Genomic DNA, 24,236 nt, shown 5'->3' with positions numbered 1-24,236 from the left:
CCCAAAATAATTAACAGCTGTGCTTATCAAAATTCATATGTTCAGCAATGATTTCCATTGCACAGAATTTTCCACACATGGCACAGGCAGAAATCTCACCATCGTTTCTGGTCTTCCGGACATATTCGGCATGCCTGGGATCTACTGCCAGCCTGATCTGTTCCAGCCAGTTCAAATCACGCCGGGCATTGGACATGGCCAGGTCCCACTGGATCGCTTCAGGTAAGCCCTTGGCAAGGTCTCCGGCTTGTGCCGCGATACGGGCGGCAATTACGCCCTGATGCACTTGGGAAGCATCGGGATTGCCGATATGCTCGGCAGGTGTGACATAACACAGGAATTCCGCACCATACCAACTGCTGAGCGCACCGCCGATTGCGGCATTGATGTGGTCATAGCCCACACCCAGGTCAGTCAATAAGGGACCAAAAACAAAATATGGCGCTCCCTTACATAAGCTTTTTTGGAGGGTCATGGTATCCTTAATATGATTCAAGGGCATATGTCCGGGACCTTTAACCATAATCTGCACACCGGCCTCGCGGGCCCGGCCCACCAACTCACCCAGGATTACCAGTTCCTGTACCTGGGCTCCATCCAAAGAATCCGCCAGGCAGCCAGGGCGCATACCGTCAGCCAGACTGAGGGTCACACCGTATTTTTTGGCAATTTCTAAAATCCGGTCATAGTTTTCATATAAGGGGTTTTCTTTTTTGTGATGAACCATCCAGCCAATGATATGGGAACCGCCATAACTTACCAATGGATCGATACGCCCTTCATTTTTGGCACGTTCGATAGTTTCAAGGGTGGTTGCACAATGAAGTGCCATAAAATCAACACCATCTGCGGCTTGGAGTTCAATGACCTCCAACATCTGCTCAGACGTCATTTTTAAGGCAGAGCCGTATTTCCGACTGGCTTCCGCCACCGTCTGATACAAAGGCAAAGTGCCTACAGGCACCGGAGATGCTGCTAAAATAAATCTGCGGGCACCATCCATATCACCGGCAACACTGAGGTCCATGATTGCATTAGTTCCTGCGTCCAGTGCAGTCTGCAGCTTTTCCAGTTCATAAGCCACCGTGGCGTCCTTACTGTCCAGCCCGATGCTGGCACTTACCTTTGTACGAAGCCCTTTGCCAATGGCTACAGGCTTCAGCATTTTATGGGCAGGATTACAAGGTACCACAATAGTACCATCAGCCACTCCTTTCCTGATAACTTCTGCAGCAACACCTTCAACGGCTGCCGCAGCTTCTATTTCCTTTGTTATGACTCCATTTTTCGCATCTTCTAAAAATGACATGATTTCCCTCCTATATTTTGAACATTTGTATGGAATTGTTCGAAAATTGATTTGATTTTTTTCGTTACTTCATCCACAACCACCCTAGCCGCCTGTTCATCAATAAATTCCCCCGCTTCCAGCCGGCTTAAGTTCTCCTCAAAGCAGTTGACCAAAAGCCGGTTGGCGTCTCCATAAAGTCTTGACGCATGGGAGGGCTCCTGAACCTTTCCCTTCCATACCTCATTCATCCTGACAAAAAAGTAATTGGTAATCTGGCCGATTATTTCTGCCAGGCGGGCCGCTTCAGGAACCGAAAAAGCCGTCATGCCTTCATAAGTGGTGCCTTTCAAGATAAGGCGTCCCTCCTGCTGTAAATCCCGGTAAGCTTTAGTCCCTTGAAGGATAATCTGAGGATGATATAGCACATTTGCTGTGATAAATAAGTTTTTCAACAAACCATTTCTTTTTAAAAATTGGAAATTAGTGCGGATATCAATCAGAGAAGAATCAGGCTCAAACATGATAAAACCTACATTTGGCTCAATACCGTTAGCGCGCAGGATACTCAATGCCCTCTCGTTCTGCTCCACTGTAGTCATTTTGTTCAGGCGCTTCAAGGAATCGTTGCAACCGCTTTCCAGACCAATCAGCATATCCTTCAACCCGGCATCCGCAAGTGCCGCAATAGTATCCTGATGGATATCGTTGACCCTTGCTTCGATGCCGAAATGAACCTTCCTCTCTTTAAGCAGTGCTGCCAGCTTTAATGCCCGCTCCTGTCCCTGCTTGCCGGGGCCCATAAAATTCGGATCCGTGAAATAAAATTTCACCGGGCCATAGCGGGCAATGATCCGGTCGATTTCCTGCATCACCCTCTCCGGACTCTTGGGACGCCAGCAGGAACCTGCTCCGTAATAAGGGTTGATATAGCAAAAGGTGCATCTCCCGTAACAGCCCCGGCTGCTTTCTATATTGACCTCCCCAATGCCCATCATTGCATCGGTTCGGATAGGGTCTGGCAATGCATCCAGATTACAGTTCACCTCACGGCGCACTATCTGAATCTGCCCGGCTGTGTCCACCCAAGCCATACCGTTTACCCCATCCCCGCATTCCAACCACTCGGCAAAGGTTTGCTCCGGCTCACCGATTATCAGCCCGTCAAATTCAGGACATAACTCAAAAATTTCCTCATAAGCAAAGGTGGTATAATAGCCATAGCCTACAATCTTCTGAATCAAGCCCTCAGACTTAAGCTGTTTAAGAAAAGAATACAATTGGCCATGATTTTCCCAATTATAAATCAAATGAACACCTAATACTTGCGGGGCAAAAGCAATAATCTGCTCATAGATATCCTTATAGGTCAGGTTGTCTAAAAATCCTTCTGCAATCCAAATATCATGTCCCCTGCTGTCAAGCAGCCCGGCTATACAGCCACTGATCAGACTGGAAGATAAAGGGGTATTGGCAATATCATTACACCTAGCCGCTGCAATTAGCCTGGGGTGCTCCAGTAGGAAAATCTTCATATCAACCCTCTACTTTCTGCCACATGAATACATTTTTCGTCATGTGATAAGTCTCTAACTCATACCTTAAGGTCTCATGCTTTTTAGGGTTATAATATACCGGGTAGAGCAGGTCGGTAGCCTCATTGATTTCCCCATCACTTCTGGCTATAGCTTCAATAGGCGTTCCCGGCATAATGCGGATATTATTTAATACAATGGCACCCAAATTCCTTTTAGGCCGGTGAATTTCGTACAATTGATCAATCAATGCTTTAGCTTCTTTAATAGTCACGGCATTTTCACCAGGGACATTTGTCATGAAATGATACATAACCAATACATCTGTTTGAGCGGTAAGCTCAGCTGCCTTAATGATATCTGATACTTTCAGGTGCTTCTGCAGCATATCAAGGGAGCTTTGGCAAAAGCCATCAGGTGAAAACGAAAAACAGCTGCAGCCTGATTTTTCATAGAGCTTCACCTTCTCCAGGTCCAGCACATCTTCCCGAAAAAAACCGGTCCAGGTGACCTTTAATCTTCTTCTTAGGATTTCCTCACAAATTTCCTCCAGATGAGCCACAGGCAGATTAACAACAGGGTCATTGAAATGAAAATCATTCAAGCCATATCTGGCTTGGAGCATTTCCACCTCGTCCACTACTTCCCCAGGCTTGCGGCAGCGCATGTCCCTGCCCTGAAGCCTAGGATAAACACAGTAAGCACAGTTTAGGGGACAGCCTCTTTTGGTTTCAATGCCAAAAGCCGGTACATAGTCATTTATTCCCCTGTACAAGTACGGAGATAAAAGCTCCCTATCAGGCACAAGATAATCCTTAAAGGTAAAATCAGAGACAACAGGATTTACCACAACTTTACCATTTTCCCGGTAACATAAGCCCGGAAGTTCTCCCGGCTGCTCAAAATCCTCTATCAGCTTGGGGAGGCTGTATTCTGCCTCTCCCTTTATCCCATAGCGAATTTCCGGCAATTCCTCCATGATACGCTGAGGGAAAAGCGAAAATCCGGTTCCGCCGACTATAATAGGGATATTTGGTAAAAGGGCATGTATCATACGCACTGTGATTACAAAAGGCGGTATCAGGGATGTGTTTTTATTGCCCAAAGGATCGATATTTCTTAGTGATAATCCCACCAGGTCCGGTTTTTCAGCCAGCAGTGTATCTTTTAATGTCCCATAAGAATCGGCTTTCAGGTTCATATCCAACAGCAGCACTTCATGCCCTGCACGAATGAGATGAGTCCCTAAGGTTACGATACCTATAGGATAGACTCTCTCGGAACTCATATTTTCAACGGATGGTGTTTGAATTAAAAGTATTTTCATAAGTTTCTACTCCAATAGCAATATCGCAAAATATTTTACATAATCATCTTTTTCCGGCAAAGTTTTCAGGGTCAACCCGGCTCTTTTAACAGTCTCGAAAACATCGATACCGGAGGATTCCATGGAAGGCCGGGCATTCTTATGGTTATTGCATTTGTCCTTGCCGCCGCATTCCGGACAAATACTGCAGGGCCCGGCCCAAAGGGAAAAAGCTTTATAATAACCGGTTTTAAATGCCGTATGTTCCGCTTGCAGCACCTTTCTTTGAAAATCACGGGTGGGTGGCATGTCCTGTAATAATAGGCACTGTTTATAGTCCTTCAGTATGGCCCGGGTTTGTTCAGGCTTGATACAATTGGGGGGACATTGGGATTGGTTGAAATTATCACAGCCAAATTCACATTTAAGCCCAACCCAATCCGGCAGGTGAATTAAGTCTACATCAATAGGCTTTACCACTTGAAATCCTAAATCTTGTATCTTTACCGCCAATTGCTGCAGCTCACTTATACATAACTCAGCCAGCCTTTGCGGCCGCTTTGCTGCTATCAAAAGAGCCGTATCCGATTCCAAAGGGATTAATTCCGTAACGGCAAAGCCTCTATCCTTTAACTGCCGCTGCACCCAGGCAGCCTTATAAACCCTGCCGTTATAGGTGTTTACCAGCATATTCATATCTGACAAACCAGCTTTTTTAGAATCATGCTCCATAAAAAAATCATGAATGATCAGCAAACCATCCTCTGCCACATGAACAGCAGCTCTAGAAAGCACCTCACCTGTTTCCGCCTCAGCAAAAGCATGAACAATATTCGATAATATGACCAAACTATATTGCTTATTTTCCAGTTCCCAGGGGTCCAAAATATTGGCAGGCCGGTACCGGATGCGGTCTGCATACGCCTTTCCCGTATGGATTTCTTCTGCGTATTCCAAAACCTGTGCCATATCCAGCAGAGTGGCCTTAGTATCCGGGAACCGGCTCAAAAAAGCAATGGAAAAGGCGCCTAAGCCTGAACCTACATCCAAAATATCTCCCTGCAGCTTTAACTTAGAAAAAACCGGCAATACCTGTTCGATTTTATTTTTGATTATACAGTCCATAGCCCTGCAATATCGCCGAAAACGCTCTTTAACGGCATCTTGCGGCTCATCCATTGACCCATACAGTACCCGGGTACCTTTTTCCAAACAGCGATGGAGGCTTTTCCAATTTTCTGCCAGGTATTTGCGCCAAAGAATAGAATTACCCTGATAAGCCTCAGCACCCTGAACCAGGTACCTGCCGGAAAGCTTTGTATTGGTGTAATGCCCATCAAACTCAAATACCAGCCCCAAGACAGACAAGACATGAAGATATCTTTTTAAGCTATCAAGGTCATAATTTAATTCCTTGGCCAATTCAAAAACAGATTTTCCATCCGGTTCCAACCGTGTAAAAAGTTCCTGCTCCACAGCGGTAAAGAGCACTTCCGAATGCCAATAACCTGTAGCCAGGTCCTCTAAGTATTGTGGGTTCATATCCTGCATCAATTTCACACCTCCCTTTAAATAACAAAAAATCCGCAACCCAAATAGGTGCGGATTTTACCATCATCCTCACAAATGCCAGCTTATACGCGAAGCTGCCAATGCAAATTTTATAGGCAGGTCTCCTGACTTAGGTTCATCGCAAACTTGTCCCTTCCTCCAAAAGGAGTGGTTATGACAATTGCTCCCTCAATACAGTGGCGGGTCCGTCCGGGAATATCACCCGGTTCCCTATTATCCAACAATTTGTTGGCACCTATAAAAATATATACAATTTTGAAATAAATATAGCACGATACCTTCAGCATGTCAATATGTGTGTGATATAATTATCCTAAATATGAAGAAGGAGCATACTATGGAATTTTTGCATGAAATATTGACTCAAACAGCAGGTTTTGCTATCTTATTTTTTGAATTCATGGGGGTTTTAGTATTAATTATCACTGGTATACGTGGAGCAATCAACCTTATCTCCAAATCTCCCTTGATCAGGTTGAATCTCGCGAGAGGAATGGCTTTGGGACTGGAATTCAAACTAGGCAGCGAAATCCTTAGAACCGTTGTAGTACGTGATTTGTCAGAAATATTCATCGTTGCCGGAATCATCATACTCAGAGCTGCTATTACCTTGTTAATTCACTGGGAGATTAAAAACGAAGAAGCAAATTATAATCAGAATATACCTTCGGACTAAGCTGTTGAAAATGTTTATTTTTTATGATGAATACTATTTTTCAGCTTTTCAAGGGCTTCATTATGATATATGGATTTTAATCCGGGAAATGCTTTCAACAGCCTTTTTTCTCCAAAATGAACGGCTTCAAATAACTGTCCATATGTCTGGTGCAAATCAATCAGGGTTTGTTTACGATGCTCTGCAGCCTTTTGCCGAGCTTTTCTTGTTTTTGCCAAATCTGCTTTAAAAACTAATTTTTTTATCTCTAAGCTCTCTTGTAAATTATCCTTTTCCCGTACGATAGTAATAGCTCCAGTTAAATTTACCCGCTCTTCCGGCTGCATATACAACCTCAGTACACCATCCAATAAATGCATAAATAAAAAAATACCACAATATATCCAGTGTCAATGTATCCAGCGTCACGGCATTTCACCTCAAAAAGCAATATGATGGTATTTGAGATTAATTTCTGCAAAATACCATCATATCCTTCATATCCTTTAGACTTAGTACACTAATTTTATATCTGTTATCATCCCGGACTTAAGCTTTCCATCCGCATTATCGACTTCAATCTCTACCGGAAACATTCCGGTCTTTTCATCACAAGCAGGCGCCATCCTGACTACCGTGCCCTTTGTGACCATATCAATGGCTTGCACTCTAATTTCTGCTGCCATACCAATTTTGACTTTAGAAATATTCGTTTCTGTTACATCGATACGCACAATTACTTTTTCAGCATTTACCAGGGTTATCGCCGGTATCTGTGGAGAAGCCAGGTCCCCCGTTTCAATGTTCTTTGATGCAACTATTCCGGACATCGGTGCTTTCACGGTACAATCATCGAATTTCTTTTGCACAATTTCAAAGGCCGCTTTGGCAGCATGCATTTGCCCAGTAGCAGCTTCTAAAGCTGACTGGGCGGAGTCTTGGGCCATTTCAAGCTGCGCCAGGGTCGTATCAACTTTGGCCTTACCAATATCAAGCTCAACCTTAGTGACTGCTCCTGCTTCATACAATGCCTGCATCCTGTCATAATTTGATAGGGCCTCGTTATAAGCAGCCTCGGCAGGCACCTCATTAGATTTGCTATTATACGCTTTTTGGGCGGCATTATAAGATGAAAGTGCTGCACTATAGCTGGCTGCAGCCTGTTTGACCTGCAGCTCTAAATCCGTGCTGTCCAATAAAAATAACACGTCACCTTCAGCTACAGTTTGACCAATTTCCACATTGATTTTGCTTACTTTACCCGAAATATTCGGGGTTACCGTAATTTGGTCCGCGGCCTCAATGAAGCTGGTATAATTAGTCGCCTGCTTGCCGCCTGAAACTGCTGCTGTTTTATCCACACCAGCATCATTAGAGTTATCTTTAATACGGATTTTTACCGTAGCATTCATGCCAAAAGTCAAAGGAAGGTTTTCCGGATTTTCTATGACAACTTTTAGCGGAATAAGCTGAGTCACTTTCGTATAGGTACCGCTGGTACTAAAGCTGGAGGCGCCGGAAAAATAAGTCTGGGTGGTTTGGTCAATTTCCTCGACAACACCTTTAAACGTTTTTCCGGAATAAGCGTCAATGCTTACATCCACGGTTTGCCCAACCTTAATCTTAACAATATCTGTTTCTTCAACATTAACCCCAATATATAAATTATCTGTATCTGCAATTACTGCAAGCTGTGTGGCCGGATTGACAATCTGACCGGGAACCCCATTACTTTTTACAACAGTTCCGGCAACCGGTGAAGTAATATATGGCAAAACTTCCTGCCGGCCCAAAACCTCATTCTTTTCGACACGGTCACCTTCTATTACGCTCCATTCAATTAATTCTCCCGACATATTAGGAGTGATATAATACATTTTTGCCGTTACTTTGGCATTGTCTGTAGTAAAATAGCGGCTGCTGTCGATGAAAAAATACAAACCCACACCACAAGCAAGCAATAGTGCCCCAATTAGAACAGATAAAACGATTGCTTTCCTGTTTTTTGATTTTTCCATATTGATTGGCTCCTCCCTTTTCATTACTCTTGAAACTGGCTTTGATAAAGTTCGGCATAAGCGCCATTTAGTGTCAATAATTCCTCATGAGTGCCCTGTTCTACGATATCACCGTCTTTCATCATTAAAATCAAATCCGCGTCTCTGATAGTAGAAAGTCTATGAGCAATAACAAAACTTGTTCTATTGCGCATTAAATGTTCCATTGCCTTTTGAATCAAAATCTCGGTTCTGGTATCAACCGAACTTGTTGCTTCATCCAAAATCAATATCTTTGGATTAGCCAAAATAACTCTGGCAATGGTAAATAACTGTTTCTGTCCTTGTGAAATATTACTGACTTCTTCATTTAAAATCATATTATAGCCATCTGGCAAAGCACGAATAAACTCATCACCATGTGCTGCCTTAGCAGCTTCCATCACTTGCTCATCCGTTGCCCCAAATGTTCCATAACGAATATTATCCTTGATCGAAGCATTATACAGCCAAGTTTCCTGGAGAACCATACCAAACATGGCCCTCAGGTCATTTCGGGTAAAGTCATAGATGTTATGACCATCAACCGTTATTTTCCCTTGGTCAATATCATAAAATCTCATTAAAAGTTTCATGACTGTAGTTTTACCGGCACCTGTCGGGCCAACAATAGCCACTCTTTGCCCGGCTTTAATTTCTGCTGAAAAGTTGTGAATAATGACCTTTTCCTTGTTGTAACCAAAACGTACATTTTCGAAAACTACATTGCCACAAACCTCCTGAACTTTAACCGGTGTTTGAGTTTCCGGGATTTCCTCCGCTTCACTGATGAATTCAAAAACACGCTCAGCGGCTGCAACTGTTGCCTGAATAGTATTTGAGATTGAAGCAATTTGAGAAATTGGTTGAGTAAATAATCTCATATACTGAATGAATGCCTGAATATCTCCAATCTCCACAACCTTCTTTATTGCCAAATAGCCACCCAAAATACTGACCACAACATAACCCAAGTTCCCAACAAAGCCCATCACCGGCATCATGATGCTGGAGACAAACTGCGATTTCCAGGCGGAATAGTATAATTTATTGTTTATTTTCTCAAAGACTTCTATTGACTCTTTTTCAGCATTAAAGGCCTGAACAATACTATGTCCTCCATACATCTCTTCAACGTGACCATTGATTTCACCCAAATACTTCTGCTGGTCTTTAAAAAATACTTGGGACCTCTTTACTAACACAGCAACAAAAGTAAATGATAACGGTATAACCAATAACGCAGTAAGTGTCATCAGAGAGCTTATCGACAGCATCATGACCAAAATGCCCACAACACTTGTAACAGAAGTAATAATCTGAGTTAAGCTTTGGTTGAGGGTTTGAGTTATCAAATCAATATCATTCGTCACTCGTGATTGAACTTCACCATGGGTTTTGGAGTCATAATAATTGAGAGGGACCCTGTACATTTTTTCTGATATTTTCTTGCGCAGTTTATATGTTACATCCATTGAAACCTTAGCCATTACATATCCTTGTATATAAAAGCAGATTGAGGATATGATATACAAAACAACAAGTATTATAGCCAACTTACCCATATACTGAAAGTCGGTCAAAAACCCTGTTTGAGCATACCAGGCCATCAATCCTTCGGCCAGTTTGGTGGTCATTTTACCCAGTAATTTAGGCCCAGCAATATTAAAAATTGTTGAAAAGAACGCAAAAAAGACAACAACTATAATTGATTTTTTATGGGGTTCCAGATATGTTGCCAAGGTAAGTATAGTCTTTTTGAAGTCTTTGGCCTTGGCTGTCTGCATGCCAAATCCCGGTCCGCCGGGACCGGGTCCGGAACCGGGCTTGGGTCCTGAACGACGATTCTCTGCACTCACTTCGCCAGTTCCTCCTCACTCAATTGCGAATATGCAATTTGCCGATAAACTTCGCAATTCTTCAATAGTTCTCTGTGCGAACCGGCCCCCACAATATGTCCATTATCCAATACAATAATTTGTTCAGCATTCATGATAGTGCTGACACGTTGGGCAACAAGAAGAATAGTGCTCTTAACCGTTTCCCTTCTTAAAGCTGCCCGCAATTTTCGGTCGGTCTTCAAGTCAAGTGCCGAAAAACTGTCATCAAAAATATATATAGGCGCATTTTTCACCAGCGCCCTGGCAATTGATAACCGTTGTTTTTGTCCCCCAGAAACATTCGTTCCCCCTTGAGCAATATTCGAATCAAAGCCCTCTTCCTTGGAGTTGATAAATTCATCAGCTTGAGCAATCTCAGCCGCTTTTTCAAGTTGTCCCAGTGCGGTATTCTTATCCGCATAAGACAAATTTGACTTAATCGAACCTGAAAAAAGAATAGTTTTCTGGGGAACATAACCAATCTTATCCCGCAAGTCCTTACGTGTGAAATTCCGGATATCTTGACCGTCAATCAATATTTCGCCTGAAGTTACATCATAAAACCGCATCACCAGATTCATCAATGTTGACTTCCCGCTGCCTGTTGAACCGATGATTGCAGTTGTTTGCCCGGCTTTAGCACAAAAGTTGATATCATGTAAAACATTATCCTGGCCCCCAGGGTAACAAAAATTCACATGCCGGAACTCAATGTTTGGCAGAAAATCCTCCCTGAAACTCACCGGGTCCGTAGGATCTGTAATGCTTGACCTGGTCCCCAGCACTTCCGCAATTCTCTCTGCCGAAACAGCGGCCCTGGGAACCATAATGAACATTATAGACATCATTAAAAAGGCAAAAATTATCTGCATTGCATACTGCATATAGGCCATCATATCCCCAATATCCAGACGAAACGAAGATACCTGTTTTGCACCTACCCAAATAATAAGCACAGTAACCAAGTTCATAATCAGCATCATCGCGGGCCACATTATAGCCATAATGCGCGTTACGTAAAGGTTGGTAGATGTTAAATCCATATTCGCTTTATCAAACCGGTCAATTTCGAATTGCTGAGTGTTAAAGGCCCGGATAACCAGCATTCCTTCAAGATTTTCACGTGTAACCAGGTTTAACCGGTCAACCAGTTTTTGAATCATTTTGAACTTAGGCATAACCAGGGAAAACAAAACAAAAATAGTACCAACTAAACATATTACAGCAATTCCAATAATCCATGACATAGAAGGACTGCTGGAAATGGCTCTGATTACGCCTCCAATAGCCAAAATCGGGGCATAAAAAACCAAGCGAATCATCATAACTAAAACAGTTTGAATTTGGGTAATATCGTTTGTTGTACGTGTAATTAATGATGCCGTTGAAAACTTATCAAATTCAGCATTGGCGAACCCCTGAACTTTTTTAAATAAATCTGACCGCAGATCACGGGATGCCCCGGCAGCCGTCATGGAAGCAAAATAACCCACAGTTATTGAAGCAGCAGTTCCCAGGAGAGTAATTAAGAGCATAGTTACACCTGTTTTAAAGATGTAATTAGTCTTGCCGTAAATAACGCCGTTATTGACAATGTCAGCCATATAATCAGGCAGCGCCAGGTCACACATTGCCTGTAAAAACAATAATACAACAGCGCCAAAAATGATTGGACTGTATGGCCTTAAATATTTAATAAGCTTAATCATTGATAGAGCCTTCTCCCATATGTTATCTACTGATTAATTTATCATTGCTTGCTGCGATGTATAACTATTAAATACAACTTTTCTAATAACCGCAGTAATTCTTCCGTATCTTCTTTTCCCATCTCAGCAAATATTTGTGCCATCCCTTGCATGAAATATTGAGCTTCTTTGTTCAAATACTGTTCACCGCTCTCTGTCAGCATTACATAAACAAGACGGCGATCACTTCTGGTGATTATCCGATTCACATACCCTTTGTTTTCAAGGTAGTTAATCATCTGCGAAACTGCCGATTTACTTATTTGCAAAAGCTCGCTTAAAGCCGAAATTGTAACTCCCTCATTTTCGGAACTATTCATCCTAATCTTCTTCAACATTATAAATCCACTGCGCGGCAGATCTCCAGAAGTTTTCTTGTTTTGCTTAAGCTTATGAAATTTTTCCAATAATTGATATATTTTTTCGGCATTACCTTCCATCTAAATTCACCTTCCTTTCTATACTTCTATAATTCAAATTACACCAAAAACAAAGTTATTGAGCATTGTTTTTGTTAAGTACGTTAATATTTAATATGCTTAATTATATGTATTCATTCTTTACATGTCAATATGTAAATTTTTAAAAATTAAAGGCATTAGGATTTTCATCCCAATGCCTTTTACGTTCCTTCTCTTAACCTATAACTTATCCTTTATGCATTCAAAAACATCTTCAGGGTCTTTAACGAAAAAGGCCCCGTGTTCCTTAAGCTGCTTCAGAATACTAACCGCCTTTCCCCCGCTGTAATCACGTGATTCAGCTTTTTCTCCAAAAACAATCCCCGAAATTCCTTGGGCCATAGCTTCTTCCATAGCTTCAAGGTTACGAAGATTTCCTTCTCCAAAAGAAATAGGCGGCAAAACAACCCACTTAGACTCCTGCATCAGCTTTAGATGTTGCTTGTACATTTCATCACTAATCTTTGAAAAAGGAGGATTTTCAATAACCGGAATATCAAAAAAACGTGCAAAATCGTAACCACTGTCTTCCTGACTGATAGGCCCCAGCGACAGAGAATATCCCTTTTCCCAAAGCACTTCTAAAACCGGCAAAGCCTCTTTCCCTCCACCTATAATATGGACTCTTTTATCTTTTTCACTTGCTTTATTTTTCATAGGCCTTACACTATCTTTGCCAATGCTGACTTGCAGGCGGCCATGGAGGGGATGACGAAAAATAGAAGCCTGCACACCATATGAAGCCAAAATATTTTCTTTTGTCAGGACTTCTTCAGCATTGCCAAACGCCAAAACTTTTCCTTTTGCCAAGAGGATAAATTGGCGGAAAAACAAGGTAGCCAAGTTCAAATCATGAATTGCCGCAATAACCGTTACCTTTTTCTCCCGGTTGAGCCTTGAAACGATATCCAGCAGTTCCCATTGATATCCTATATCTAAGTTGGCAGTAGGTTCGTCAAGCAATAAAATCTCCGGTTCTTGGCAAAGGGCCCTCGCAAAAACCATGCGCTGTCTTTCGCCTCCGCTTAACGTTGCAGCAGAACGGTGCTTTAGCCGTAATATATCGGTAACTTCCATAGCAGAATGAACAATGGCTTGATGATTTATTTTATCCTTGCGCAACCCTTTGCGGTAGGGAAACCTGCCCATCTCCACAACTTCTTCTACAGTAAAGTCAAAATCCACACCCGTATCCTGAGGAACAACAGCTAGCTGGCGAGCCATATCTCCGGCACTAAAGCTGGCGGCTTCACGACCGTTAAAAAATATAGTCCCCTTGGTCGGTTCCAAAGCCCTGCTTATACAGCGCATGAGAGTTGATTTTCCTGCACCGTTAGGGCCTAACAAGGCAACCATTTCCCCTCCGTGCAAATTAAAATCCACATTGTCCAAAATGGAAACTGAATCATATTCAATACGTAATCCATGAACCTTTAAGCTTAAACTCATCACTGCCTCCTAATCGGCGGTATTAAAGTAACGCAGTTTTTTTCTTTTCTTTAACAGGTAAAGAAACATGGGAGCCCCGACCAATGCTGTAATAATGCCCACCGGAAGTTCTGCAGGGGCTATAATGTTACGGGCCAGTGTGTCGGCAGCTATAAGCAGGTTTGCCCCCAACAAAGCAGAAGCCGGCAATAAAATTCGGTGGTCCGGACCTGCTGCTATTCGTATAAAGTGGGGCACAACTAAACCTACGAAGCCAATAATGCCCGTGGTCGATACAGCACCGGCAACAAGCAGTGAAGCGGCTGCCAGTAATATTTTTTTGACCCTTTCTGTATTCACGCCAAGATTCCTGGCTGTTTCCTCACCCAACAGCATCACATTTAACTCCTTGGCATAAAAGAAAACCAAGCTAAATCCAGCTATGACATAGGGCAGCATGGCAACTATCCTAGACCAGCTGGCTCCACTTATACCTCCCATCATCCAAAAAACGACCTGATCCAATTTTTCTCCGGCAAAATAGGTAAGCAGGGACACTACTGCAGAAAGGAAAGCACTAACAGCTATTCCTGCCAAGAGCAGGGTCATCACCGGCACTAATTTCCCGGTACGAGACATCAAGTAAACTAAAGCAATAGTTAATATCCCGCTGATAAAAGCAAATAGCGGAACCGCAGAAAACCCCGCCAAGAAAACAGGACTCCCTATCAGCATCGCTGACACAGCCCCCAAGGCAGCTCCGGAAGAAACGCCAAGAACGTAAGGATCAGCCATGGGATTCCGGAAAAGGCCTTGAAAAACAGCACCGGCAACAGACAAGGAAGCTCCGACAATAGCAGCCTGAATAACTCTTGGCAGGCGCAACTGAAAAATAATCCCTCTCTGTACTTCCGTTATGTCAGCCCCGGTAATCAGGCAATCCAAACCTCGTATAGGTGAAAGGAGTATGGCCAGCGCTGATTTCAAAGGGATTGAAGCAGCTCCTGATACAATTGCCACAAATGTTGTCACAAATAACAATAAAATTAAAGATACCAGCAAGGTTGCTCTTTTTATTCGAACTATTTTTTTATATTCCTGCCCATTTATCGGCATTTCCTTTGACTCCAATCATCCATCAACCCTTCTCGAATAGTTCGGGGTAAAAAATTTTCGCTAATTTTTCTACAGCTTCAATTAAACGAGGCCCTGATCGAGAAATTTTATCAGCAGATACGTCAAAAAGATTGTTTTCTTTTACTGCAGTGATTTCATTCCATAAGGGCCTGGCTGCTATTTCTTGGGGATCGAATGAACTTGACCCGTGGCTTCCAGGGAAAAGTATAAATTCCGGATCTCTTTTTATAAGTACCTCTTCACTAACCTTCGGATACCTTTCATCAACATCGGCGAAAATATTCTTTCCTCCTGCAAGGGTAATTGCTTCATTAATAAGAGATGCCGAACCGGCGCTCATCAGAGGGTCTGAAGATACCTCATAATAGACTCTGGCCCTTTCTTCTTCAGGGATAGAACTAATCTTAGATTCAATATTTTTCAATCTAGCCTTCATATCATCTATTACGGCATCTGCTTCCTTGCTATTCCCTGTAGCTTTTCCAATCATTATCATAGCTTCAAATGTTTCTTCCATTGACTCTGGGTTAAGCACTAAAACAGGAACACCCATTTCCTCCAGCTTTTTGACCTGTTCATCGTGCATATTACCTGCCAATACCAAATCTGGGGTTAAAGCTATTACCGCTTCAGTATTAGGATTAGAAAATCCCCCTACTTTATCTATTTTTAATGCCTCTTCCGGATAATTGCAATAATCGGTAACACCTACGATTCTGCTTCCTAAACCAAGGGCAAAAGCAGTTTCAGTATTACTTGGCGCTAATGAAACAATCCTTTTCGGCTCAGACTCAATAGAAACTTCTCTTCCCATATGATCAACTACTACTGCATAGTAATTCCTGTTCGATTCCCCATTTGATCCCTTTACCGCCCCACAACCTGAAGCAAATATTAATACTGCCAGCAGCATAAGGCATAATTTGAATGTTCTTCTCATAATCTTCTATCCACTCCCTTATAAGATATATTAAAATAAGATATAATAAAAACCCTCCACTAACGGAAGGGCATAAAATTCTTACCTGGACCGGCTTAGATTACCAAAGCAATAAGTAATACACCTCCCTAACACCCGTAGGTTGTCTTAAGGTTTGGCATGAGCAGGTCTCCTGGCTCAAGTTCTTCATTAACTCACGCCTTCCCGGAGATATTCCAGTGACAAATTGTGAGTTAACTCCCTTTCACAGTGGCGGGTACCGCGTTAGCTTTAACTAACTTCCCTTTTAAATTCTTTCGCTCACGTAAAGAATTACTCATCCCAAGTATTTACCAAATATTTAATTTATGTTTATTTTAACACAAGAAAACGCGTTTGTATAGCCCGGCTCTTCATCTGGCCCAGCTTCTTTATCTGGATTCTATGATATGTCTTAATTTTTGCATTCTTTGATCCAAATTACTGCTTAATTTCGCACATTCTAATAATTCCTTATGAACAAACTCAATATTTTCAATATCTTTTTTGTATCTCATTTTATGTTCCAGACTCGCCCAAAAATCCATCGCAATCGTCCTTAACTGTATTTCAACACATTTTGTTTTTTTCTCCTCCAAAAGAAAAATAGGAACTTGAACAACCATATGATAACTTCTATAGCCATTCTCTTTTGGATTTTTAATGTAATCCTTTTTTTGTAATACCGTTATATCATCCTGATTAGACAATGCACCTGCAAGTTTATATACGTCTTCCGGATAAGAGCATACCACCCTGATTCCTGCCACATCAAATATATTTTCCTCTATATTTTTAATAGTAATAGGAATCCCTTTTCTCTCTAGTTTTCTTATTATACTGATTGGTTGTTTGACTCTGGTTTTAATATGCTCGATAGGATTTCTATCAATAGTAAGTGCCATCTCATCATTTATCACGCTGAATTTTGTTTTCACTTCACGTAAAGCACAATTATATTCCATTATAGTTCTTATGTATAGTTCTGCAGATTCCAATACATCCTCAGGATGCTCCAAATTTAAGATATTTTCATTAAGAACCATGTCTTTCGTAATCATACCTGCCATTATTTTTTCATCACACTTTCTAATCTCCTTGCATGCATAAGGTATATGGTGAATATCTCACATGGATTATTCAGAAAAAGCGAACATTATCTTCAATGGATTGAGATAATTCGAGTTCAAGGTAACTAGTATATTCATCTTCTGCACTCCTCATTTTTACTCCTTTATTCTTGTTTTTGGTTTACATTATCATCAAGCTGATAAAGCAGTGCATTGAGTTTTACCATAGCCAAATAAACTGTTTCCAAACTTTCCTTTAACTCCGCATCTTTTTCTAAAAGCTTATACATCTTTTCCTCAAAAAGCTTATCGATTTCCTGCATCGTTTCTTTTCCCATGTCAGTAAGTTCTATCAATACCACTCTTTCATCAAATGGATTTCGTGTGCGAATTAGAAATCCAAGGTTCTCAAGTTTCTTACACATAGCAGAGATGTTTGCTCCAGCAACTAATATATTCGATGCAAGGCTTCCGACCGTGTGAGTTCCTTTTTGATAAACCTCCATCAGAATTCGCAGCTGCAGCGCAGACAATCCGTATCGGCCCCCCCACTCGTTTAAAATTGTATTCATCCCTTCATAGATTTTTCTCGTATTATCCCAAAGCAAATGTTTAAATTCTGAAACATCCATATATTTCGTTCTCCTAAATCCATATTATATATAAATAATATTATATATTATTTATATATATCTTATTTTATATAATATATTTTTTATCACTATATGTCAATAGATAAGCCTCTCTAATTTTCGCCTAAGGTGTTTTTACCTGTTTAAAAATTAGAGAGGCCTTTGGTTTTTGGATAAGATGTTCATAGCCCTGGTTAAAAAACTACAATTCCTAAAAGACCACAAGATAAAATTATTACAATAGGAGCTATTTTTATTTTTATCAATATCCAAAATACAGCTAATACTAATATTAAGCTCTTTAGCTCCATAAGGTGAACATTATTTTTCACAGTTTTTTCTTGTCCTGTTGTTCTTCAAATCGCTTCAGGGAAAACAAAAAATGAAGGGCTCCAAGCCCTTCATTCATAAGCCTTCCAGCATTTTATTGAGCCATAAACAATCTGATATCATCATCAACAGTGCCTATACCCGCAATGCCGAATTTTTCAACCAAAACCTTGGCCACATTCGGTGACAGGAAGCCGGGAAGCGTTGGTCCGAGATGGATGTTCTTTACACCTAAATATAACAAAGCTAAGAGTACAATTACGGCCTTCTGCTCATACCATGATATGTTAAAGGCAATAGGGAGTTTGTTGATATCATCAAGACCGAACACTTCCTTAAGCTTTAGTGCAATGACTGCCAATGAATAAGAATCGTTGCACTGTCCAGCATCCAGTACTCTCGGGATTCCATTGATATCCCCCAGCTTGAGTTTATTATAGCGATATTTCGCACAGCCCGCGGTAAGGATGACAGTATCCTTCGGGAGCTTTTCAGCAAAATTCGTATAATATTCCCTTGATTTCATTCGACCATCACAACCAGCCATAACAAAGAACTTTTTAACAGCCCCTGATTTAACTGCTTCAACCACTTTGTCAGCCAAAGCCAGCACTTGATTGTGGGCAAAGCCTCCGACAATACTTCCGGTTTCAATTTCTTCAGGTGAAGGAAGAGTTTTTGCAAGTTCAATAACCTCAGAAAAGTCTTTTTTTCCGTTTACATCTGCTTCAATATGCTTACAGCCGGGGAAGCCGGTAGAACCGGTAGTAAAAATCCTCTTTCTGACCTCTTCACTCTTAGGCGGAACTATGCAGTTTGTGGTAAAAAGAATAGGACCGTGGAAAGACTCAAATTCACCGACCTGCTTCCACCAAGCGTTGCCGTAATTGCCTGCGAAATTGTCATATTTTTTGAAAGTCGGATAATAATGAGCAGGCAGCATCTCACTGTGGGTATATACATCCACACCCGTACCTTTTGTCTGCTCAAGCAGTTGTTCCAGGTCAGTCAGGTCATGACCGGAAATCAGGATAGCCGGGTTCTTCCTCACACCGATATTTACCTCAGTAATTTCAGGGTTTCCGAACCTTGAAGTATTGGCCTCATCCAGAAGTGCCATGACTTTTACACCATATTCACCTGTTTTCAAGGTCAGAGCAACAAGATTATCCACGGAGAGCGAATCATCCAACATTGCAGCCATAGCCTCATAAATAAAGGCATTGATATCAAAATTTTCTTTTCCGATGTTTTTCGCGTGCTCCGCATAAGCCGCCATGCCCTTGACTCCGTAAGTGATCATTTCACGCAAGGAGCGCACGTCCTCATTTGTACTTGACAGTATGCCGATAGAGGCGGCTTTTTCAAGCATAAATTCCCTGGAATCGACTTCGAAGGTTGCCGCGTCGTGTAAATTATCTAATATAACGGATTTTTTCAACTCATCCCTGACAGAGAGCATTTTCCGGATTTGCTTTTCAATTGACCAGTTATCAAAATTCGCATTGGTAATTGTCATAAACAAGCTGCTGAATACTTGATAATTGGTATCGCCAAGCTTGCTGATATCAATTTTGCCTTTAATTACAATCTCTGAAATGCCTTTAAGTGTGTAAATCAAAATATCCTGTAACTTTGCGGTCTCCTCGTTTTTGCCGCATACTCCACGTACAGTACAACCTTTTCCTCCTGCTGTTTCCTGACACTGATAACAAAACATACTCATTATATTTACCTCCTATCAATCAAAAATTTGACCATCGGTCGAAATCGTCACTACCTCCCATGGAATGAGTTTCCCGCTGTTTTGAAGCGCTGTTTTTACTGCATTTTCAATTCCACCACAGCATGGAACCTCCATCCGCACGACCACAACACTTTTGATGCTGTTGTTTTTAATGATTGCCGTCAACTTCTCACTGTAATCTCCCTCATCAAGTTTAGGACAACCGATTAGGGTTATTCTGTTTTTTATTAACCTGTTGTGAAAATCGCCATAGGCATATGCCGTGCAGTCAGCTGCAATCAATAAATTGGCGTCTGCAAAATATGGTGCGTTAAACGGTGCGAGCTTAATCTGAACCGGCCACTGTGAAAGTGTGCTTTTATTATCCTGTTTCTCTAGCTTGCTTTTCTGTACGGCAGCTTCATCATATTTCGCTGCTTCGCGTTCCTCAAAACTAATAGCTTCTGTTGGGCAAATCGGTAGACAGTCGCCCAGGCCGTCACAATAATCGTCCCTCAATAGTTTTGCCTTTCCGTTTTCCATGCCGATTGCCCCTTCGTGACAAGCATCAGCACATAAACCGCAGCCGGTGCATTTGTCTTCATCTATTTTGATTATTTTCCGAATCATTCTGTTCACCCTCCTTCATTTTGCTATATTGTAATATTGACTTTATGGCCTAAGTTTACTATTCTTAAATAAATAAATCTGTTGTAATTACAACAGAGTGGAGGTTTTTTTATGAAAAAATATATGAAAATATTAAAATCTGTTAGTTTATTCAAAGGTATTGAAGAATCAGAACTGCAGCCGCTTCTGACATGCTTGTCCGCAAAAACGGCATATTATGAAAAGGGTCAGACTATATTTTTTAGCGGTGATACCATAGATTGCTTCGGTATCGTTTTGTCAGGTCAGATTCATGTCGTTCAAGATGACTATTACGGCAACAGAAGTATCCTCACTAATATAGGCACAGGCAATTTATTTGCGGAATCCTTTGCCTTTGCTGAAATAAAAGTACTCCCGGTCAGTGTGATTGCAATGACAGAATGTGATATTCTCTTTATCAGTTGCCACAGGCTTATCGTCCCATGCTCTAAAGCGTGTGCTTTTCACAGCAGGCTCATTCATAATATGCTAAATATTATTTCGATAAAAAATATATCATTGACACGAAAAATCGAGGTTGCCTCGAAGCGCTCTACCCGCGAGAAGCTTATGGCCTATCTTTCGGCAGAGGCACAAAAAGCCGGAAACAGTTGTTTCAGCATTCCATTCAATCGTCAGGAGCTTGCGGACTATCTTTCCGTCGACCGCAGTGCCATGTCGGTAGAGTTATGCAAACTACGAGACAACGGAGTACTGAAATTTCACAAAAACCAGTTTGAACTGATATGAGTTTTAGCCGTTTTTTCTATGTAAAGGTGCGACCCCCTATCAGAGATGGGGGGTCGTTCATTCATTACTACTAGCTTTATTATTCATTTCCTTTTCTTTTTTTCCAGTTGAGCAGAAATAGAATACCAATTATGAAAGCAGGCCCCGCGATAGTTAGGCTCCATGTTATCGCAAGATACCACGGTAATCCCGAATTGACTACACCAAATACCACGAATCCCATATATAAAAGACCTGCACCAAAGTAGCCTACTGCGCCTACGATTTCCTTCCTCCAAGCTATGACTAGCAAGACAACCATAATAATAGAGGGAATATTATGCATGAATAACCCGAGCGCGACTTCTCCTGCACTCATTCCAGACTCAAATACATCAAGCGAAAACAAAGTCAGGAAACAAATGAATAAAATGGATAGGATTCTCGGTGTCCAATACAATATTTTCCCTGTTTTCTTCATTTTGTGCTTCCCCTTTCAAATCTAACATTTATAACTATCAAGGCCCAATTCTACTCATTATAATTTTTAAACAATACCCTAATGAGGAACCACTATTTCAGCTGTTACCCAGAAAATAATCAATAAACCAACCGGAATTGATAACAGTGTCAATAGAGCTCTCGGAAATTCGAGATGCTTTATGTTCAAGGCTTCGCGCCTTGGACTTTTTTGTTTTTTCTCTCCACGGTATAGGCTGCGTATATGACCGTGGAATCTGGTGAGGTATTGCACAAGATTTTACTTGCGAAGGCATCGAGAGGATTCTTACCGAAGTCTCCGCTAAGCGAAGTCATGGACCGAAACCACGGATGGTGGAGCCGCCATTGAGGCAGGATGCCGAATTGGCGGTTTAGTCCATGGCTTCGCCAAGAGCAAGGTTAGAATCCTCCGATGCCAAAGCGGAAAATCGGTGCAATACCTTATTAGATTAACCTACGGTCATTTCCGAGAGCGTACTATTCAGTATGAAAATCCGAGTTTGGCAGCTTGCCACCGATAACAATTTTTCATCCGCCATCTACGTTAAATATCAGAGATTTAAAATTTTAATATCTCATCCATTACCGCTTCTGTTTCCCCCATATTAAATGAAGCATATATTCTACGATTTTCCCGATCTAATATTCGATAATGCCGCGAAAACATATTCTGTTGAATGCGATAGCCTTTCTTTTCGGATATAGTCTTCCACCAAACCTTGCCTCCCCAAGTTTTAGGGTAGTCAACATCAATATTCTTGAATGCCAATGCGATAATAATATCAGATACATTTCCTCCTATTGCATCGTGTAGTATCGTGCTGTCCGAAAAGATACTGCCTAAGGCAACCGAACTGGTCCAGCCCAAACTTTTTCTGTTTTTTTCTATCTCAATCAAGGTCTTTTTTGAAATCCCCAATATTGCTGCCATTTTATCCTGAGTCAATCCGTACTCAGTTCGAATCAGCTTAAGTTTTTCATCCATTAATTTTATAAATTGCTTTTTTTCCATTTTTTCTTCCTCAACGCAAGAAGTATTCTATGGTGTAATTTTACACTAATTGGGGATATATTTCAATACAAATTACATTATTATTACTTTGATGGCCTAAAATATCCTTCTCATTCTTCTCTTGAAATAATACAGTAATACTACCAAGAAAAGTAGAAATCCTAGAATTAGGGGCGAAGGAATAACAATAAATCACTTCATCCACCTTTTTATTGTTTTCCTGAGCTTCCAGAAATAAATTTAAGATTTCATTGTTAAGCTCCCTTTTTTCAAAAAAGGTAAGTCCGCTCAACCCAACATACAGAGCTATTTGTTCGAAGACAATGTCATATTCCTCATTCAGTTTAGCCACATTCTTATTCTTCTTGATATTTCTTGCAAGAGTGAATAGTGAAGCACCGACTGCCAGCATAATAATTACAACTGCAAGTATCCCGGCGGGAGTGCTTAATATCCCCCCCATAACAGTATCTACCCCAATCCTATTCATAAAAGCTTTCAAATATAAAATAACAGTGATAATTAAGAGAGCCGACAATGATAATGTTGATATTACCCTACCTCTCCTTATTTGATTCATTTTCTTACTCATCATGGTCCTCCTCAACAATTCGATTTACCCTTGACTGCATACGTTTCCAGTTTATAAGAAAACTCTTTAACTGATTCTCTCCTTCGTTTGTTAAGTAAAAGTACTTCCTCTTGGGTCCTAATGGAGAATCTTTTTTAACAGAGTATATCAAGTTGTTTTTTTCTAGACGTATCAATATTGGGTATACTGTCCCTTCATTAAGTTCATTAAATCCAAATCTGTTTAGCTCTTCACAGATTGCGTACCCATAGGTTTCTTTTTTTGAAATAATCTTTAATATACAGCCTTCTAGCAATCCCTTCAACATCTGAGTATTATCAGCCATTTGGAACGTCCTCTCCAGCATCACTCAACTACTTTGTAATACCAAGTACCCTAAAATAATTATATCCCCACTAGTTGGTATTGTCAAGTAGTGGGGATATCCTTCCGATGATTTTTAGTACTACATTTTGAGTCATAAAAAATCACCAGCCTGAAGCTGACGATGCTAAGGTAATGCTCTATTCTATTTTTCTTCATTCACAGGCAAATCACGGAACAAAACACGAGTATAATCCTGCCTGCTATATAAGATTCTTGATACGAAAATACTTCCATCTTCGTATCTATAAAATATCAGGTGATTGGCACAGACAAGAAAACGGTAATCTGTCTGAACATCCACTACTTACACATTTTTAATCCCTAGTTCTGCTTCCACTTCCTCGATAGTCATCCATCCTTTTTCTTTTCCAGCCAACTCTCCCTGAACAAGCTGTGACATCAGCTTAAGCGAAGCCTTTAATTTTTCATATTCGTTAATATCGACAATAGCAAATTTTCCTCTGCCATTTTTAGTTAAAAACACTGGCTCACCTATAGCAATATCACGCAGGACTTCATTGTAATTTCTTAAATCAGAGATGGGTTTGATATTGGGCATAAATAACAACTCCCTTCTTTGTTATTATTATATCGCAATTGTTCGAATACTACGTAAAATTTAT

24 protein-coding genes and 2 riboswitches are annotated in these 24,236 nt (G+C 41.0%); of the genes, 2 read left to right on the top strand and 22 right to left on the bottom strand.

All coding sequences use genetic code 11. The features are described 5' to 3' along the window. Positions 1-10: 10 nt before the first annotated feature. Genes thiC through ABFY19_RS03420 form a run of 4 tightly spaced genes read right to left on the bottom strand, consistent with a single transcriptional unit; the run spans position 11 to position 5,680 of the window. Positions 11-1,309: a phosphomethylpyrimidine synthase ThiC gene (gene thiC / locus ABFY19_RS03435; protein WP_418791845.1), complete on the bottom strand. Its 1,299-nt coding sequence runs from the start codon at positions 1,307-1,309 to the stop codon at positions 11-13. Continuing rightward, positions 1,297-2,823 carry a B12-binding domain-containing radical SAM protein gene (locus tag ABFY19_RS03430; RefSeq protein ID WP_418791844.1) on the bottom strand — a complete coding sequence of 509 codons (1,527 nt, stop codon included), beginning with the start codon at positions 2,821-2,823 and terminating at the stop codon, positions 1,297-1,299. The genes thiC and ABFY19_RS03430 overlap by 13 nt, the downstream gene beginning before the upstream one ends. 1 nt (position 2,824) lies before the next feature. Next, positions 2,825-4,150, bottom strand: a complete 1,326-nt coding sequence (bzaD, locus tag ABFY19_RS03425; RefSeq protein ID WP_418791843.1) for a B12 lower ligand biosynthesis radical SAM protein BzaD — start codon at positions 4,148-4,150, stop codon at positions 2,825-2,827. A 6-nt stretch (positions 4,151-4,156) separates the two neighbouring features. Beyond that, the gene (locus tag ABFY19_RS03420; RefSeq protein WP_418792526.1) at positions 4,157-5,680 is read right to left on the bottom strand and encodes a DUF2284 domain-containing protein; all 1,524 of its coding nucleotides are present in this window, start codon (positions 5,678-5,680) and stop codon (positions 4,157-4,159) included. Between the two features lie 97 nt (positions 5,681-5,777). Next, positions 5,778-5,955: riboswitch (cobalamin riboswitch) on the bottom strand. Positions 5,956-6,038: 83 nt separating this feature from the next. On the opposite strand from ABFY19_RS03420, the gene ABFY19_RS03415 reads away from it, so the two are divergent. Then, a complete protein-coding gene (locus tag ABFY19_RS03415; RefSeq protein WP_418791842.1) occupies positions 6,039-6,377 on the top strand; it encodes a DUF1622 domain-containing protein in 339 nt (112 codons plus the stop codon). A gap of 14 nt (positions 6,378-6,391) precedes the next feature. Here the strand turns inward: ABFY19_RS03415 and ABFY19_RS03410 are convergent, their stop codons facing one another. The 12 genes from ABFY19_RS03410 to ABFY19_RS03355 form a co-directional block, all read right to left on the bottom strand. Then, entirely contained in the window at positions 6,392-6,703 is a 312-nt protein-coding gene (locus tag ABFY19_RS03410; protein WP_418791841.1) for a hypothetical protein, read from the bottom strand. 165 nt (positions 6,704-6,868) lie between these two features. Further along, positions 6,869-8,374: an efflux RND transporter periplasmic adaptor subunit gene (locus ABFY19_RS03405; protein ID WP_418791840.1), complete on the bottom strand. Its 1,506-nt coding sequence runs from the start codon at positions 8,372-8,374 to the stop codon at positions 6,869-6,871. Between the two features lie 23 nt (positions 8,375-8,397). Continuing rightward, positions 8,398-10,179 carry an ABC transporter ATP-binding protein gene (locus ABFY19_RS03400; protein WP_418792525.1) on the bottom strand — a complete coding sequence of 594 codons (1,782 nt, stop codon included), beginning with the start codon at positions 10,177-10,179 and terminating at the stop codon, positions 8,398-8,400. Between the two features lie 68 nt (positions 10,180-10,247). Next, a complete protein-coding gene (locus tag ABFY19_RS03395) occupies positions 10,248-11,981 on the bottom strand; it encodes an ABC transporter ATP-binding protein (protein ID WP_418791839.1) in 1,734 nt (577 codons plus the stop codon). A 41-nt stretch (positions 11,982-12,022) separates the two neighbouring features. Further along, entirely contained in the window at positions 12,023-12,460 is a 438-nt protein-coding gene (locus ABFY19_RS03390; RefSeq protein ID WP_418791838.1) for a MarR family winged helix-turn-helix transcriptional regulator, read from the bottom strand. 201 nt (positions 12,461-12,661) lie between these two features. Beyond that, positions 12,662-13,930, bottom strand: a complete 1,269-nt coding sequence (locus ABFY19_RS03385; protein WP_418791837.1) for an ABC transporter ATP-binding protein — start codon at positions 13,928-13,930, stop codon at positions 12,662-12,664. Positions 13,931-13,939: 9 nt separating this feature from the next. Then, positions 13,940-15,025, bottom strand: coding sequence for a FecCD family ABC transporter permease (locus ABFY19_RS03380; RefSeq protein ID WP_418791836.1), 1,086 nt, complete (start codon positions 15,023-15,025; stop codon positions 13,940-13,942). A gap of 22 nt (positions 15,026-15,047) precedes the next feature. Continuing rightward, positions 15,048-15,986, bottom strand: coding sequence for an ABC transporter substrate-binding protein (locus ABFY19_RS03375; protein WP_418791835.1), 939 nt, complete (start codon positions 15,984-15,986; stop codon positions 15,048-15,050). A 144-nt stretch (positions 15,987-16,130) separates the two neighbouring features. Continuing rightward, a riboswitch (cobalamin riboswitch) is annotated at positions 16,131-16,321 on the bottom strand. 75 nt (positions 16,322-16,396) lie between these two features. Then, positions 16,397-17,074, bottom strand: coding sequence for a GTP pyrophosphokinase (locus tag ABFY19_RS03370; protein ID WP_418791834.1), 678 nt, complete (start codon positions 17,072-17,074; stop codon positions 16,397-16,399). Between the two features lie 164 nt (positions 17,075-17,238). After that, positions 17,239-17,706, bottom strand: coding sequence for a MarR family winged helix-turn-helix transcriptional regulator (locus ABFY19_RS03365; protein WP_418791833.1), 468 nt, complete (start codon positions 17,704-17,706; stop codon positions 17,239-17,241). Positions 17,707-18,130: 424 nt separating this feature from the next. Then, entirely contained in the window at positions 18,131-19,762 is a 1,632-nt protein-coding gene (hcp, locus tag ABFY19_RS03360; protein ID WP_418791832.1) for a hydroxylamine reductase, read from the bottom strand. 15 nt (positions 19,763-19,777) lie between these two features. Continuing rightward, positions 19,778-20,392 carry an ATP-binding protein gene (locus ABFY19_RS03355; protein ID WP_418791830.1) on the bottom strand — a complete coding sequence of 205 codons (615 nt, stop codon included), beginning with the start codon at positions 20,390-20,392 and terminating at the stop codon, positions 19,778-19,780. A gap of 111 nt (positions 20,393-20,503) precedes the next feature. Here ABFY19_RS03355 and ABFY19_RS03350 point away from each other — a divergent pair, with 111 nt between their 5' ends. After that, positions 20,504-21,163 (top strand): Crp/Fnr family transcriptional regulator, encoded by a 660-nt coding sequence (locus ABFY19_RS03350; RefSeq protein ID WP_418791829.1) that lies wholly within the window; start codon positions 20,504-20,506, stop codon positions 21,161-21,163. A gap of 79 nt (positions 21,164-21,242) precedes the next feature. Here the strand turns inward: ABFY19_RS03350 and ABFY19_RS03345 are convergent, their stop codons facing one another. The 6 genes from ABFY19_RS03345 to ABFY19_RS03320 form a co-directional block, all read right to left on the bottom strand. After that, positions 21,243-21,623: a DUF7670 domain-containing protein gene (locus ABFY19_RS03345; protein ID WP_418791828.1), complete on the bottom strand. Its 381-nt coding sequence runs from the start codon at positions 21,621-21,623 to the stop codon at positions 21,243-21,245. Positions 21,624-22,202: 579 nt separating this feature from the next. Continuing rightward, positions 22,203-22,655 (bottom strand): helix-turn-helix transcriptional regulator, encoded by a 453-nt coding sequence (locus ABFY19_RS03340; RefSeq protein WP_418791827.1) that lies wholly within the window; start codon positions 22,653-22,655, stop codon positions 22,203-22,205. 40 nt (positions 22,656-22,695) lie between these two features. Next, positions 22,696-23,247: a hypothetical protein gene (locus ABFY19_RS03335; protein WP_418791826.1), complete on the bottom strand. Its 552-nt coding sequence runs from the start codon at positions 23,245-23,247 to the stop codon at positions 22,696-22,698. Further along, positions 23,240-23,572 (bottom strand): PadR family transcriptional regulator, encoded by a 333-nt coding sequence (locus ABFY19_RS03330; protein ID WP_418791825.1) that lies wholly within the window; start codon positions 23,570-23,572, stop codon positions 23,240-23,242. Before ABFY19_RS03330 ends, ABFY19_RS03335 begins: the two co-directional genes overlap by 8 nt. Before the next feature lie 183 nt (positions 23,573-23,755). Then, positions 23,756-23,914: a type II toxin-antitoxin system RelE/ParE family toxin gene (locus ABFY19_RS03325; protein ID WP_418791824.1), complete on the bottom strand. Its 159-nt coding sequence runs from the start codon at positions 23,912-23,914 to the stop codon at positions 23,756-23,758. A 3-nt stretch (positions 23,915-23,917) separates the two neighbouring features. Continuing rightward, positions 23,918-24,172, bottom strand: a complete 255-nt coding sequence (locus ABFY19_RS03320) for a type II toxin-antitoxin system prevent-host-death family antitoxin (protein WP_418791822.1) — start codon at positions 24,170-24,172, stop codon at positions 23,918-23,920. Positions 24,173-24,236: the final 64 nt, after the last annotated feature.

The organism is Phosphitispora sp. TUW77 (assembly GCF_048453025.1).
Classification (GTDB): Bacteria; Bacillota; Thermincolia; order Thermincolales; family UBA2595; genus Phosphitispora.
The sequence above is the reverse complement of the archived record's forward strand: the minus strand, read 5'-3'. Positions and strand labels throughout refer to the sequence as shown.